The 13,852-nt window shown below is 72.9% G+C and carries 14 protein-coding genes and 1 pseudogene; 4 read left to right on the top strand and 11 right to left on the bottom strand.

Annotated features, from left to right (window positions below; translation table 11 throughout):
• Positions 1–62: 62 nt before the first annotated feature.
• Positions 63–278 carry a hypothetical protein gene (locus tag ACLU3S_RS30925; protein WP_413955294.1) on the bottom strand — a complete coding sequence of 72 codons (216 nt, stop codon included), beginning with the start codon at positions 276–278 and terminating at the stop codon, positions 63–65.
• 410 nt (positions 279–688) lie between these two features.
• A pseudogene (locus tag ACLU3S_RS30930) lies at positions 689–1,075 on the bottom strand (hypothetical protein); the annotation flags it as partial.
• Between the two features lie 164 nt (positions 1,076–1,239).
• On the opposite strand from ACLU3S_RS30930, the gene ACLU3S_RS30935 reads away from it, so the two are divergent.
• Positions 1,240–1,647, top strand: a complete 408-nt coding sequence (locus tag ACLU3S_RS30935; protein ID WP_413955281.1) for a CoA-binding protein — start codon at positions 1,240–1,242, stop codon at positions 1,645–1,647.
• A 196-nt stretch (positions 1,648–1,843) separates the two neighbouring features.
• Positions 1,844–3,481 (top strand): APC family permease, encoded by a 1,638-nt coding sequence (locus tag ACLU3S_RS30940; protein WP_413955282.1) that lies wholly within the window; start codon positions 1,844–1,846, stop codon positions 3,479–3,481.
• Between the two features lie 546 nt (positions 3,482–4,027).
• Here ACLU3S_RS30940 and ACLU3S_RS30945 read toward each other — a convergent pair.
• Positions 4,028–4,585, bottom strand: a complete 558-nt coding sequence (locus tag ACLU3S_RS30945; RefSeq protein ID WP_413955283.1) for a YbaK/EbsC family protein — start codon at positions 4,583–4,585, stop codon at positions 4,028–4,030.
• A 43-nt stretch (positions 4,586–4,628) separates the two neighbouring features.
• Positions 4,629–5,201 carry a helix-turn-helix domain-containing protein gene (locus tag ACLU3S_RS30950; RefSeq protein WP_413955284.1) on the bottom strand — a complete coding sequence of 191 codons (573 nt, stop codon included), beginning with the start codon at positions 5,199–5,201 and terminating at the stop codon, positions 4,629–4,631.
• A gap of 104 nt (positions 5,202–5,305) precedes the next feature.
• On the opposite strand from ACLU3S_RS30950, the gene ACLU3S_RS30955 reads away from it, so the two are divergent.
• On the top strand, positions 5,306–6,163 hold the full coding sequence (locus ACLU3S_RS30955) for an EamA family transporter (protein ID WP_413955285.1): 858 nt from the start codon (positions 5,306–5,308) through the stop codon (positions 6,161–6,163).
• 105 nt (positions 6,164–6,268) lie between these two features.
• On the opposite strand, the gene ACLU3S_RS30960 is transcribed toward ACLU3S_RS30955, so the two are convergent.
• Entirely contained in the window at positions 6,269–7,033 is a 765-nt protein-coding gene (locus ACLU3S_RS30960) for an acyltransferase (protein WP_413955286.1), read from the bottom strand.
• 171 nt (positions 7,034–7,204) lie between these two features.
• Between ACLU3S_RS30960 and ACLU3S_RS30965 the strand changes: the two genes are divergently transcribed.
• Entirely contained in the window at positions 7,205–7,732 is a 528-nt protein-coding gene (locus ACLU3S_RS30965) for a gamma carbonic anhydrase family protein (RefSeq protein WP_413955287.1), read from the top strand.
• 12 nt (positions 7,733–7,744) lie between these two features.
• On the opposite strand, the gene ACLU3S_RS30970 is transcribed toward ACLU3S_RS30965, so the two are convergent.
• The 6 genes from ACLU3S_RS30970 to ACLU3S_RS30995 form a co-directional block, all read right to left on the bottom strand.
• Entirely contained in the window at positions 7,745–8,392 is a 648-nt protein-coding gene (locus ACLU3S_RS30970; RefSeq protein WP_413955288.1) for a DedA family protein, read from the bottom strand.
• Positions 8,393–8,889: 497 nt separating this feature from the next.
• Complete coding sequence (locus tag ACLU3S_RS30975) at positions 8,890–9,957, bottom strand: class I SAM-dependent methyltransferase (protein WP_413955289.1); 1,068 nt, start codon at positions 9,955–9,957, stop codon at positions 8,890–8,892.
• Between the two features lie 50 nt (positions 9,958–10,007).
• Positions 10,008–11,189, bottom strand: coding sequence for a glycosyltransferase (locus ACLU3S_RS30980; RefSeq protein ID WP_413955290.1), 1,182 nt, complete (start codon positions 11,187–11,189; stop codon positions 10,008–10,010).
• A complete protein-coding gene (locus ACLU3S_RS30985; RefSeq protein WP_413955291.1) occupies positions 11,186–11,986 on the bottom strand; it encodes an alpha/beta fold hydrolase in 801 nt (266 codons plus the stop codon). The genes ACLU3S_RS30980 and ACLU3S_RS30985 overlap by 4 nt, the downstream gene beginning before the upstream one ends.
• A 3-nt stretch (positions 11,987–11,989) precedes the next feature.
• Positions 11,990–12,310, bottom strand: coding sequence for an acyl carrier protein (locus ACLU3S_RS30990; RefSeq protein WP_413955292.1), 321 nt, complete (start codon positions 12,308–12,310; stop codon positions 11,990–11,992).
• The coding region (locus ACLU3S_RS30995) for a 4'-phosphopantetheinyl transferase superfamily protein (protein WP_413955293.1) at positions 12,307–13,852 on the bottom strand (1,546 nt) is incomplete at its 5' end. The genes ACLU3S_RS30990 and ACLU3S_RS30995, both read right to left, overlap by 4 nt.

Here is a 13,852-nt window from a genome sequence, read left to right on the forward strand (position 1 = left end):
CGCGGACTTGGCGTGCCGCAGCACCACCAGCCGGCGCAGCGGGCCCGCGCCCGCCCGCTCGATCACGCGAGCATCCCGAGGTCGCGGGTGAGGTCGAGCGCGAGCAGCCGGTCGGCGTGGGCGAACGTCTCGAACCGGGCGCCGTCGGGCAGGTCCGTGGCCTTCTCCACGTCCCCGAGCACCGCCAGCACGCCCGGCAGGTCCAGGTCGTCCTCCACGCGGCCCGCAGCCGCGCCCGTACCGCCTCCGGCACCGGCCGCGACGGCTGTCGCGCCCATCCGGCGACCGTGCGCCGCCACGCCTCCAGCCGCCGCGCGGCCTCGTCCAGCACCGCAGGGTCCAGGCGCAGGGTTGCGCCACGCGGGACGGACAGGAGCGCCAGCCGGAGGGCGGTGGGGTCGGCGAGGAGGGCGGGGAGCGGGGGCCGGAGGACGGAGCGGCCGGCGTCCGCGTGCGGAGCCGGAGGCCTGTCGTCGGGCCGAGGTCCGGTGGCCCGAGCCGGACCGGAAGGTTGCTGATCCGGGGCGGACCATGCAGCGGCTTCCGAAGGCGGGCCGCCCGCCGGATCCATACGGGCCGATCCGGCCGCGTCCGGCCGCCGGGCCCCGTCCACGGGCACGTCGGCCGCCCGCACCGGACCCGTCTGCCGTCCCTCGGTTCGGTCACCGGCGGAGGGCGGCGCACCTGACGGGGCGCCGGGCCGCGGCTCCTGCCAGACCACCGGCGCCACGCCGATCACCGGCCCGGCACCCACCGCGGCGGACGTGTCGCTCAGCACATGGATCGCCTGTGCCTCGCCCAGGCCGGAGGCAAGGTCGCGGCCGTCCTCGAAGGGGCGGATGGCCAGGGCCGTCGCGGCGGTGCGGAGCTCGGGCTGGTCGCGCGGGGCGGTGAGGGTCGCCCAGACCGGGGTGCCGCCCAGCTCCAGGGCGCGCACGAGCAGGTCGGCGGTGAGCAGCACACGCAGGGCCGTGAGGTCGAGGCCGGAGGCGTACGCCTCGATGCGGGTCAGGCCGCGGCGGGCGGGCGCGGCGGCGACGGGCTCACCGGTTCGGGCGTCGAGGATGCGCAGCACGGGGTGAGCGTAGGCGGGCCGACGGCCGTACGCAGGCACATTGCGCAGATTCCGGACGCCGTGGCGGGGCGAGGGGCGGGAATCACCGTCCACCGGGTGATGTTGCCCGGGCACCGGGCGATGGCGCCCGGACGACACATCCCGCGCAACCCGAGGAGGCCGCCGTGTACGGCGACGAAGCGACGATCCGCAGGATTCTGACCGAGCTGGGTGACACCTGGGCCGTGGTCGGCCTGTCCGACAACCGGAGCCGGGCGGCGTACCGCGTGGCGCAGGTGCTCCAGCGGTTCGGCAAGCGGATCGTGCCGGTGCATCCCAAGGCCGAGACGGTGCACGGCGAGCGGGGCTACGCCTCCCTCGCGGACATCCCCTTCCCCGTCGACGTGGTGGACGTCTTCGTCAACAGTTCACTGGCCGGCGCGGTGGCCGACGAGGCCGTGGCGAAGGGCGCCGGCGCGGTCTGGTTCCAGCTCGGAGTCGTCGACGAGTTTGCGTACGCACGGACCCGGGCGGCTGGTCTGGACATGGTCATGGACCGGTGCCCGGCGATCGAAATTCCCCTTTTGCCCTAGTGTCTCTTCTTCTTCATCACAATTTTCTGCTGAATATTGACATTCGGTTCCGCGGTCTGACCTGCGTGAAGGCTGTAGCCAAGAAGGACAAGATCTTCAGTCAAGTTTTGGTAAGCAGCCTTTTGCCATGACGGAAAGCGTTCCTAGCCTGTGGCCTCGTTAATTCTGCGTATGCGAACTGAGAGGGCCACTTGACATGGCACAAGTCGACCAGGCTGCACCGGTAGCCACGAGCGACACCGGTGGTCTGCGACGGGACGTCGGACTCATCGGTCTGATGTGGGCCTCGGTTGGCTCCATCATCGGCTCGGGCTGGCTCTATGGCGCGCACGACGCGGTCATCCAGGCCGGTCCGTCGGCGATCATCTCGTGGGTGATCGGCTCGGTGGCCATCGTGCTGCTCGCCCTTGTACACGCCGAGCTCGGCGGCATGTTCCCGGTGGCGGGCGGCACGGCCCGCTACCCGCACTACGCCTTCGGCGGCCTGGCCGGCATGTCCTTCGGCTGGTTCTCCTGGCTCCAGGCCGCGACCGTGGCCCCGATCGAGGTCGAGGCCATGATCGGCTACGCCGGTCACTGGTCGTGGGCGCAGCACTTCCAGAACGCCGACAAGACGCTGACCCCCAGTGGCCTCGTCGTCGCGGTCCTGCTCATGGCCGTCTTCGTCGGCGTCAACTTCTTCGGCGTACGGGCCCTGGCGCACACCAACAGCGCCGCGACCTGGTGGAAGATCGCCGTGCCTCTGGGCGCGATCTTCGTCGTCGCCGTGGGCAACTTCCACCCGGCCAACTTCCACTCGGAGGGCTTCGCGCCCTTCGGTGCCAAGGGTGTGCTGGCCGCCATCAGCACCAGCGGCATCATCTTCGCGCTGCTCGGCTTCGAGCAGGCCATCCAGCTGGCGGGCGAGAGCCGCAACCCGAAGAGGGACCTGCCGCGCGCGACGCTGGGCTCGGTGGCGATCGGCGCCGTGATCTACATGCTGCTCCAGGTCGTGTTCATCGGCGCGCTGCCGCACAGCAGCTTCGCGCACGGGTGGGCGCACCTCGCGTTCAAGGGCGACAGCGGCCCGTGGGCCGGCATCGCGACGCTGGTGGGCCTCGGCTGGCTGGCGGGTGTCCTCTACCTCGACGCGATCGTGTCCCCCGGCGGTACCGGCCTGATCTACACCACCGCCACCTCGCGGGTCTCCTACGGCCTGGCCAAGAACGGCTACGCCCCGAAGGTCTTCGCCCGGACCGACGCGCGCGGCGTGCCGTGGTTCGGTCTCATCATGTCCTTCGTGACCGGCGTGATCTGCTTCCTGCCGTTCCCGAGCTGGCACAAGCTGGTCGGCTTCATCACCTCGGCGAGCGTGCTGATGTACGCCGGTGCGCCGCTGGCGTACGGCGTCTTCGCGGACAAGCTGCCGCACCGCGAGCGGCCGTACCGACTGCCGTTCGGCAAGGTGCTGTCCCCGCTGTCCTTCGTGGTGGCCAACCTGATCATCTACTGGGCCGGCTGGGACACCCTGTGGCGGCTCGGCCTGGCGATCGTCCTTGGCTACGTGCTGCTCGGCGGCTACGCCCTCTACGCCCACAAGAAGAACCTGCCGGACGCGCCCCGGATGGACTTCCGGGCCGCGCAGTGGCTGCCCGCCTACCTGGTGGGCATCGGCCTGATCTCCTGGCAGGGCGGCTTCGGCGGCCAGGGCCACATCGGCCTGTGGTGGGACATCCTCGTCATCACCGCGTTCTCTGTCGGCATCTACTACTGGGCGAAGGCGACCGCCTCCACGTCCGAGCGGATCGAGCGCGACATCGAGGAAGTCGTGGTCACCGAGGCCCCGGCGCACTGATCTCGATCGCACAGCGGTAAGCGAACGCCCTCAGCCACGGCCGCGAGGCCGTGGCTGAGGGCGTTCGCCACGCAATGGCATGTGCACATCACAACACACGAATTGATCAAGGACGGGCAAGCGCGGGGCGGTGCCTTGCATTCCTCCGACAAGATCACCGACAGGTGCCCGGAAACGGGCTCGACCGAGTGAATCCTTCGGAGAGTCAAGTTCCTATGAAGATCAAGCGTTCGCGGGCGGCCGTGCCGGCGCGCTGGTACCGGTTCATCGCATCTGGGGCAGGCCGAAGCTGACGCTCTACATCAATGGCAAGCCGGCATCCAGTAAGAAAGCCGCGAAGAGCACGGACGACTGGGACGCCTCCTTCCCCTCCAAGTTCGACAAGAAGTATTCGAACGGAACCACCATGAGGGTGTGCCTGAGCGAGGTCCCCGGCGACTTCTCGGCGAAGAGCCTCTGCACCGAGTCCATCAAGAGAGGCGGACCCGCATCCGGCGCCGGCCCAGCACCTCGCGGGGTGACGCCGGGCGGCTCGCGGGGGCACCGTCAGGCCACGCCGAGCCCGTCCAGGACGATCGCACCGGGCAACTCGGCGAAGACCTTGCCCGGCACCAGAAGCTTGCCGCGCCGTCGCCCGCTGCCCACGAGCACGTAGGGCAGGTCGACGACGGCCGAGTCCACCAGGAGGGGCCAGTCGGCGGGCAGTCCGATGGGGGTGATGCCGCCGTACTCCATGCCGGTCTCGCCCGTCGCCGTCTCCATCGATGCGAAGGAGGCCTTGCGGACGCCGAGTTGACGGCGCACCACGCCGTTGACGTCGACGCGGGTGGTGGAGAGGGCCAGGCACGCGGCGAGCGTGGTCCGGCCCGCCCGCTTGCCTGCCACCACCACGCAGTTCGCGGACCGCTCCAGCAGATCGTGCCCGTAGTGCTCGACGAAGACGGCCGTGTCGGCCCAGCGGGGGTCGGTCTCGACGTAGAGGACGCGGTCGGCCGGGATGCCGGCCTGCCAGGTGCGGACGGCGTCGGCGACCGGGGCGGTCAGCTCGTCGAGGCAGACGGGGACCGGGATGACGGTGTCGAAGTTTCCGATGGGTGCGCGCATGCCCGCACGGTAACAAGGCGCCCTCGACGGCCGCTGGGACGTCTCACTGCACGGGCGGCACCGAGACGGCCATCATCATCTCCATCGGGACGTCGCCGCGATTGGCGTAGACGTGCGGGAGGTGGGCCTCGAAGGAGGCGCTCGCGCCGGTGGGGACCAGGTGGTCCTCGCCGTCGACGGTGAGGGTCAGTTCGCCCGCCGTGACATGGACCAGCTCCACGGTGCCGACGGGGTGCGGCTCGGACGGGCTCTGCTCACCGGGCATCAGCCGCCAGTCCCAGATCTCCAGGGGGCCGGGGGCCTCCGTGCCCGCCAGGAGCCGGTTGTAACTCCCGGCCTCGGTGTGCCAGAGCCGCACCGCGCGGTCGGCGGGGACGATGCGCACCCGGGGGCCCCGCTCGTAGTCCAGCAGCGTGGTGACGCTGACGCCGAGCGCGTCACCGATCTTCACGACCGTGCCGATGCTCGGGTTGGTGCGGGCCTGCTCGATCTGGATGAGCATCCCGCGGCTGACGCCGGCCCGGGCGGCGAGCACGTCCAGGGTGAAGCCGCGCACCGACCGCCAGTGCTTGACATTGCGTGCCAAGGACTGGGTCAGCAGTTCGAGGTCCGACACGTTCCGTCCCCTGAGATGGTCCATTATTTGGGATGACACAGTTCAGTTCGCTGAACTACGGTGAAGCGCACCCGTTCGGTCAACAAACTGTACTGCGAGGCGTCGTGACCGCATTCTTCGCCCTGACCACCAGTCTTCTGTGGGGGCTCGCCGACTTCGGCGGCGGGCTGCTGACGCGGCGTACCCCCGCGCTGACGGTGGTCGTCGTCTCGCAGGCGATCGCGGCCTGCGTGCTGGCCGCGATCGTCCTCGCGACGGGCGGCTGGAGCGAGGCCGGGCCCCGCCTGTGGTTCGCCTTCGCGGCGGGCCTCGTCGGACCGGTGGCGCTGCTCTCCTTCTACCAGGCCCTCGCGCTCGGCCCCATGGGCGTCGTCTCGCCGCTCGCCACGCTCAGTGTGGCCGTCCCCGTCGGCGTGGGCCTCGTCCTCGGAGAGCGTCCGGGAGTGCTCCAGTTCACCGGCATCGCCCTCGCCGTCACCGGAGTCGTCCTGGCGGGCGGTCCCCAGCTGCGGGGCGCACCCGTGCAGCGGCGCACCATCGCGCTGACACTGATCGCGGCGCTCGGCTTCGGCACGGTGTTCGCCCTCATCACCGAGGCCTCGACCGATGTCACCGGCTTGTTTCTCGCGCTGTTCGTGCAGCGGCTGACGAACGTCGCGGTGGGCGGCGCCGCGCTCGCCGCCTCGGTCCGGCGGTCAGGTGCCGCCGTGCCGCAGGGCGGCTTCCCCTTCGCCGCACTGCCCGCGCTGGCCTTCGTGGGCCTGGCCGACGCCGCGGCCAACGGCACGTACGCGATCGCCACCCAGCACGGACCGGTCACCGTCGCGGCCGTCCTCGCCTCGCTCTACCCGGTGGTGACCGCACTGGCCGCCCGCGGCTTCCTCAGCGAACGGCTCCGGGCGATCCAGGCGGCGGGCGCCGGGCTGGCCCTGGTGGGCACGGTCCTGCTGGCAACCGGCTGACCGGCGCCCGCCGGCCCGGGCTCAGCCCTCGGGCCGAGCCGTCCAGCCGTCGCCGGGCATGCGCCGCTGTACGGTGTCGCGACCGGTCGGGGTCGGACGACTCGCTCAGGTCTCGGGTTCCAGTCGGGCCAGCTGCGCCATCGCGGCCTCGTCCAGTTCCGCCAGTGCGCGCAGCTGCGCCGGGGTCGTGCCGTCCGGGATCGGGACCGGGGCCGGGGTGCGCAGCGGGGGCTGCCAGCCGTCGTCGAGGGTCCAGCGTCGTACGACCCGGGCGGGCGCGCCGGCCACCACGGCGTGGTCCGGGACCGTGCCGCGCACCACCGCGCCGGCCGCCACGACGACGTTCCGGCCGATCCGCGCGCCCGGCAGGATCACCGCTCCGGTGCCGATCCAGCAGCCCGGGCCGATCTCCACCGGCTCCATGCGGGGCCACTGCCTGCCGATGGGCTGGTGCGGGTCGTCGTAGGAGTGGTTGGTGGAGGTGACGTAGACGTACGGCCCGAAGTAGCAGTCGCTGCCGATGGTGACCGTCGTGTCGGCGATGACATGGCTGCCGCGCCCGAGGACGACCCCGTCGCCGATGCGCAGGATCGGGTCCGGCCCGAGGTCCAGGTCGGGCATGAGACCGGCGGTGAGGGTGACCTGCTCGGCGATGATGCAGTAGGAGCCGAGGTGGATCCACGGTTCGCCGAACACCGTGCCGAGCGGGAAGGCGAGCCGGGTGGCCTCGCCGATCGAGCCGAAGCGGAGCCCTGCCGGGTGCTCGGCCGTGACCGACCCCGCGCGCTGCGCCCAGGCCCAGGCCTTGTGGACGGCACGCTGGGCCAGGCTGCGGCGCCATGTTGAGAACGTGTTCCTGCGCTTCGGCACGGGGTCACGTTACTCAGCGGTCGCCTCCGGCGAGAGGGCGGCCTGCTGTGATCTTCGCCCCAGCGGGTGTCGTACGGTTCGGGGGACTTACGGGGAGGACTTACGGGGACCTCCGGGGACCTCCGGGGACCCCGGGGGACTTCTGCGGATTATGGACACGAGGAGACGGTGATGACGCACAAGGCGCTGATCGTGGGCATCGGGGGCAGGCAGCCGCGGATCGATCCCGAGGCGTTCGTGGCGCCCACGGCCTCCGTGATCGGTGACGTCGCGCTGCACGCGGGAGCGAGCGTCTGGTACGGGGCCGTCGTGCGCGGTGACGTCGAGCGGATCACCGTGGGGGCGAGCGCGAACGTGCAGGACAACGTCACTCTCCATGCCGATCCCGGGTTCCCGGTCTCCGTCGGGGAGCGGGTGTCCATCGGGCACAACGCGGTGGTGCACGGAGCCACGGTCGAGGACGACTGCCTGATCGGGATGGGGGCGACCGTGCTCAACGGGGCGGTGATCGGAGCCGGGTCGCTCATCGCGGCCCAGGCTCTGGTGCCGCAGGGCATGGTGGTGCCGCCGGGGTCCTTGGTGGCTGGGGTGCCGGCGAAGGTCAGGCGGGAGCTGTCCGAGGAGGAGCGACAGGGGGTCACCCTGAACGGCACCCTCTACGCGGAGCTGGCCAAGACGCACCGCGAGGTGCACTCGTAGGCGCGGGCAGGCTCACTCTCCGGCGCTCACCGGTTCCGCTTCGCGCTCGTGCTGCTCCTGGGCCTTCTTCGCCTTGCGCTTCACGACGAGCATGGACGCGAGGCCGACCAGGACAGCCGCCGCGAGTCCCACGTAGGAGAACCTCTTCAGCCAGTCCTCGGCGACCAAGCCGACGTAGTACACGACGGCCGTCGTGCCGCCGGCCCAGCAGATGCCGCCGAGGAGGTTGGCGATCAGGAACTTCCAGTAGGGCATGTGGAGCACGCCGGCGAGGGGCCCGGCGAAGATCCGCAGCAGGGCGATGAAACGGCCGAAGAAGACGGCCCACATTCCCCACTTCTGGAAGGACCGCTCGGCGGTGGCCACATGGCCCGCGCTGAAGTGCTTCGGGAATCTCGCGCCCAGCCAGGCCAGCAGCGGGCGCCCGCCCTTGCGGCCGATCGCGTAGCCGATGGAGTCGCCCAGCACGGCCCCGGCGGTCGCACAGGCACCGAGGACCACCGGGTTGACGCCGGAGTGCTGCGAGGACAGGAGCGCGGCCGAGACCAGGACGATCTCGCCCGGCAGCGGGATGCCCAGGCTCTCCATGCCGATGACCAGGGCCACCACGGCGTAGACGGCGACCGCGGGCACCGAGTCGAGCCATTCCTGCACGTGCACCGCCGGTTCCTCCCCGGTCGCCTGTCCATTGCCGTACGGGGCGTGGCATGTAAAGCGCGCCCCAAGGAAGGCTACCTGCTCGGCGGTGAATCGCGGCTCGCACGCGCCTGTCCGGCGGCACCGTCCGGCCCTCGGCCCTCGGGTTTCGGACATCCCGGTGTCCGGCGGTGCCCGCCCAGCGGGCGGCCGGCACGGCGGGCTCAGTGGTGCCCGCGCCCGGTGCCGCGGGGGACGCGGCGCCGGTGCGGACGCCGGTGGCTCTCGGGCCGTCGGCGGGGGCGGCGACGGCGGCGACGCGACCGGCCGCCTGGTGCTCTCCGAGCGGTTGCCACTGTCTGACCACGGGCGCCCGCGCCGGCACACCCTCACCGACCGACTACCGCCACCCCCCGGCCCCCGGCCCCCTTCGCCGGCGCACCCTCGCCGGCCGGATGGCGCCCGGCGCACTCCCCGGTCCTGTCAGCGCCGGTCCGTGTCCGGGCGTTGTGTGCCGTCGCTCACTCGCGGCGGGCGACGAGTCGGTAGGCGTTGGCCAGGCCGAGTCGCTGCGCCCGCGGGCGCAGCGCGAAGCGGTCGAGCAGGGTGGCCGTGAGCAGCGCGGGCACCCCGGCAAGGAGGATGGCCGCTCGCAGGCCGCGCCGCGGGGCACCAGGCGGCTCGGGCAGCCAGGGGGCGTCCTCGCGCGGGGCGATGTGGTCCAGGGCCAGCCAGACGGCGGCGAGCAGGTCGACCGGGTCGTGCGCTTCGGCGTGCTGCTCCGCGACCACCGTGAAGCCGAGTTCGGTGAGCCGCCGGCGCAGGTTGGCGACCGGCATCAGGTGCAGGTGCTGCGGCTGGAGCCAGGGCAGCCACCAGCGCCCGAGGAGACGGGCGTGGCGGCTGTCCGGGTCGGGTACCTCGACGAGCAGGTGTCCGCCGGGGCGCACCACCTCGTGGGCGGCGCGCAGCTCGCGGTCGGGGTCGGTGCTGTGCTCCAGATAGTGGAACATGCTCACCACGTCGTAGCGGGCGGCGAGTTCAGGGGCGAGGGTGGGGAACGCGCCGCGGTGGGCGTGGTCCACGCGGCCCTCGCGGGCGGCGAGTTCGACGCCGTCGGTGAAGTCCAGCCCGTCGAAGACGGTGCCGGGCAGCACGGTGCGGGCGGTCTCGCAGAAGTGGCCGTGGCCGGTGCCGACGTCCAGCCAGGTCTTCGGGGCGGGGTCGTGCGGCAGCATCGCCTCGGCGCGTCCCCGGTACATCGCGGTCCGGCCGCCGAAGGTGCCGCTCATCCGCTGCTCGCCGAGACCGTCGTAGAAGTCCCGGTAATAGAACTCCAGCCCCGCCTCGGTCAGTTGGGGATTCTGGAAGGTGTGCCCGCAGTCGGTGCAGCGGTCGAGGGTGAAGCGGCCCGGCTTGTGCTGGAGCAGGTCGGTGGTCCGCAGGCGCGGGGTGAGGCGGGCCGAGCCGCACCAGGGGCAGGTGGCGCGCCGGGGGCCGAGGAAGCGGTCCGTGCCGGCGGCGAGGTCGGCCTGGTAGGCGGGGCGCAGGGCGGCGATCCGGTCGGTTCTCTCGCTGTGCTCGCGCATCGGCTCTCCGCGTTCGCGTCGTGCGTCGGCTCGTGCGCCGCCGCTGGGGTTCACCGGCTCCGGGCCGCCAGTTCTTCGAGGCGGGCCGCCGCGGACCGGGCGCCGCCCGCCGCGCGGAACGCGGTGCGGAGCCGGGCGGCGGCGGCCCGGTGGGCGGGTTCGTGCAGGACCGTGTCGAGGGCGGCGCCCAGCCGGTCGGCGGTGACCCGGCCGAACCTGACCCGCAGACCGGCGCCCGCGTCGACGACCTGGCCGGCCACCACGGGCTGGTCGTCGCGGATGGGGGCGACGACGAGGGGCACGCCGTGCCACAGCGCCTCGCACACCGTGTTGTGCCCCGCGTGGCAGATCACGGCGTCCATCCGTGCCAGCAGCGGCAGTTGCGGGACGGACGGCCGGATCAGCACGTCCTTGTCGCCCGGATCGGCCGGGAGCGCGCCGCCCGGGTCGGCGAGCACCGCCTGGACCCGGTCGGCGCGTTCCCGCAGCGCGGCGAGGCACGCGGCGAGGAAGCGCGCGCCGGCGTCGGCGTTGGCCGTGCCCAGGGTGACCAGCACCTTCGCCCGGCCGTGGTCCAGCCGGCCCCAGGGGAAGCCGGGCCCGTCCGGGCGGCCGGCGAGTGAGGGGCCGACGTAGTGGACGTGCGGCGCCGACGGGGCCTGTGGGCCGATGAGTTCGGGGGTGCTGAACACGAGCAGCAGATGGGGTGAGAAGCGCGGGTCGGCGGTCCCGGACGGGTCGCCCACGCGGGTGCGCAGCTCGCTCAGGCGCTGCCGCAGCCACCCGGCGACCATCGGCAGTCCGTCGTAGGCGCCGCTGAACTCCGCCGAGGTGGTCGCGGAGGTGGCCCAGGGCAGGCCGAGGTGCTCGGCCACCAAGGCACCGGCGAAGGCCTGCTGGTCCGCCACGACCACGTCGGGCCGGAACCGTGCGACGGCCGCGCGGACCCCCGGGGCCATGGCGTCGGCCAGCGGCAGCAGGTACCACTCCCACAGGAACCTCAGCGCCTCCGCGCCCCGCACATCCGGCGGTCGTACGGCACCGTCGGCGCCGGGCACCGGGCCCGCGCAGGGGAACACCGCGGCGCCGTCACCCGCGAGCCGCCGCACCAGCGCGGGGTCGGCGCAGGCCCAGCCCACCCGGTGCCCGCGCACCGCGAGTCGGGCGGCGACGCCGACGGCCGGGTTGATGTGCCCGGTCAGCGGCGGCACGACGAAGAGGAACGCGCTCACCGTACCCCCGCCTTCGCGCGGATCAGCTCCAGGATGTGCCCGCCGACGGCTCCCGGCGCCTCCACCAGCACCGAGTGCTCGTGCCCCGGCAGCACGACCGCCCGGAAGCCGGCCAGCCGCGCCTGCTGCAGCGGCACCAGCTCCACCAGGTCCGAGTCGCCGCCGTACACGCCGAGGACCGGGCAGCGTACGGACCTGATCTGCTCCTCGGTGAGCACGCGGCTGGCGGGGATGTCCCGGCCCAGGGTGGTCTCGCGGGCGAGGCGGGCCGCGCCCTTGGCGAGGCGGGCGGTGTTGTGGCCCCGGTGGGTGGCGATCCAGCGGGTCGCCTCGGGCTCGTTGTGCGCGAGTTCGGTCACCACGCGACGCAGGATGCGGCCCAGCTTGGCCGCCCAGGCAGGGGTCGCCGGCTCGGACTCGACGAGCGTGAGGGTCGCGGCCCGTTCGGGGTGCCGTACGGCGTAGCCGAAGGCGATGGTTCCGCCGTAGGAGTTGCCGACGAGGTGCAGGGGCCCGGTGACGCGGAGCCGGTCGAGGAGGGCAGCGAGGTCGTCGATGTTGTGGTCCAGGGTGTAGCCCTCGTGCGGGCGTTCGCTGCGGCCGTGCCCGCGCAGGTCGTACATGACGACGTCGAGACCGGCCGCCGCGAACGCGGGCGCCACGGTGAAGTAGTAGCTGGCCAGGCTGTCGGTGAGCAGCCCGTGCACCAGGACGACCGTGGCGTGCGGGGGGCGGTCGCCGGCCGGGCCCATGCGCTGGACGTGCAGCCGGATGCCGCCGGTGTCGACCATCGCCATGGCTCAGCCCGCCCGCCCGGTCCTCAGGCTCCGCACCACGTACTCCACGAGCCGGCCCACGGTCAGCTCGATGATCTCGTCGAACTCCATCCCGGCCAGGAACTCGGCGAGGTTCACCCGCCCCCCGTACCGTTCCTCCAGCAGTCCGGCGAGGGTGACGAGGTCGATGCTCTCCAGTTCCAGGTCGCGGGTGAAGGTGGTGGACATGCCGATCACCGCGTCGTCGTCGCCGTACTCCGCCAGTACCTCGCGGAGCATGCCGGTGACCTCGGCGAGCACGGTGTCGGCGGTGGGCCGCGGGGGGGCCGGCTGGGTGGGGTTCATCGGGGGTACTCCTTTGCTCCTTCAGGGGGTTGTCCGCCGTCGGCTCCCTGCCCGGTCGTCCAGGCCACCACATAGGCGCGCCGCGGCAGGCCGGGCGGATTCACCACGGGCACGCAGTGCACGGTGCAGGCGTGCTCCAGGCGGCCCGAGACGAGCAGCCGGCTGCCGTCCGGAGCGGCCTCCAGTACGGCGAAGTCCCGGGGACGGCCGCCGAATCCCACGCCCTCGGCCTTGGCGACGGCCTCCTTGGCGGCCCAGAACCGGGTGAACCACAGGGCCTTTGCGTGGGTGCCGTCCGCCGACAGGGCGCGCAGCAGCCGCAGTTCGGCCGGGCCGAGCGCGGCGGCGAGGGTCGCCGGGTCGCGGTCGGTGACCTCTTCGATGTCGATACCGGGGCCGGGCCGCGAGCCGTGCGGCCGTACGATCGCCACGCCCGCCTCGGCCCGGTGGGCGAGGGAGACGTCCAGCGAGGGCAGGGCGCGGCCGGGCACGCCGGTGACGTACGGGCGGCCCGTTCCGTCGTTGTGGACCCGGATCTCCGCCGGGAAGACGGGACCCTCGCCGTGCTGCCAGAGCCAGTGCCGTACGGCGTCCTTGACGGCGATCCGGCCGAGCAGCCACTGCCGGCGGCCGCGCGGCGGGCGCGCCGCGTACTCGGCGCGCTCGGCGCCGCCGAGCGAGTTGCGCATGATCAGCTCGCGGGAGGCCAGGTCCGGCCACCGCTCGTGGAGCAGCGCCCAGCCGCCGGGCCGGACCGTGGAGAGGGTGTGGCGCTCGGGAAAGCGTTCCGCCGGGCGGGTCGTCGGGTCGTTGTCGAAACGCCTGTCCTGCCAACCGTCGATCACGGCCCACACCCGGCCGCCGACCGCCAGTTCCGCGTCCGCCTCCAGGACGGTGTCCGTGAGGGAGGTGACCCGCACGACGCAGGTGACCCGGGTGCCGGGCACCGGGGGCGGGCCGTGGAACCCGATCCGCCGCATCCGCACAGGGAAGACGACGGTCCGCTCGCTGCGGGTCGCCATGATCCAGTAGCCGAGCAGCTGGCCCACGTTGTCCAGCAGCGCGCCCGGCGCGCCGGGCGCGGTGATCACTCCGCGGATGTGCCGCTCGCCGATCGCGGTCAGCTCGGTCAAACCCTGGAACCGAGGGCCGTGGAACATCCAGCGGTCGCGGTAGAGCTCGGCCGCGGTGTGCTCGGGGGCCCGTTCGGGGACGTCCGGGAGAGGGGCGGGCGGCGGCGGTGCCGGGTGGTGCGCGGCGAGTTCGATCACAGCGCGGGCCGTGGGGCCGAAGGCGACGGTGACGCGGCCGGGACGGCCGGGAGCCGGGGTGAGCGTCACCCGTACGTCGACGGCCGGCGCGGCGGTGAGCCAGCGGTCGAAGCGGGCCTCGTGCACGGCGATCGCGCGCGACCCCGGGCTCGCCGCCTCCGCCGCGTCCATCATGTGCCGCACGATCGTCGTCGCGGGCACCACCGGCCAACGGTCCTCGACGTCCGGCCAGTCGGGGCGCTGAGGGAAGAAGCAGTGGTCCAGGAGGTAC

Source organism: Streptomyces sp. AF1A (genome assembly GCF_047340315.1).
Classification (GTDB): Bacteria; Actinomycetota; Actinomycetes; order Streptomycetales; family Streptomycetaceae; genus Streptomyces.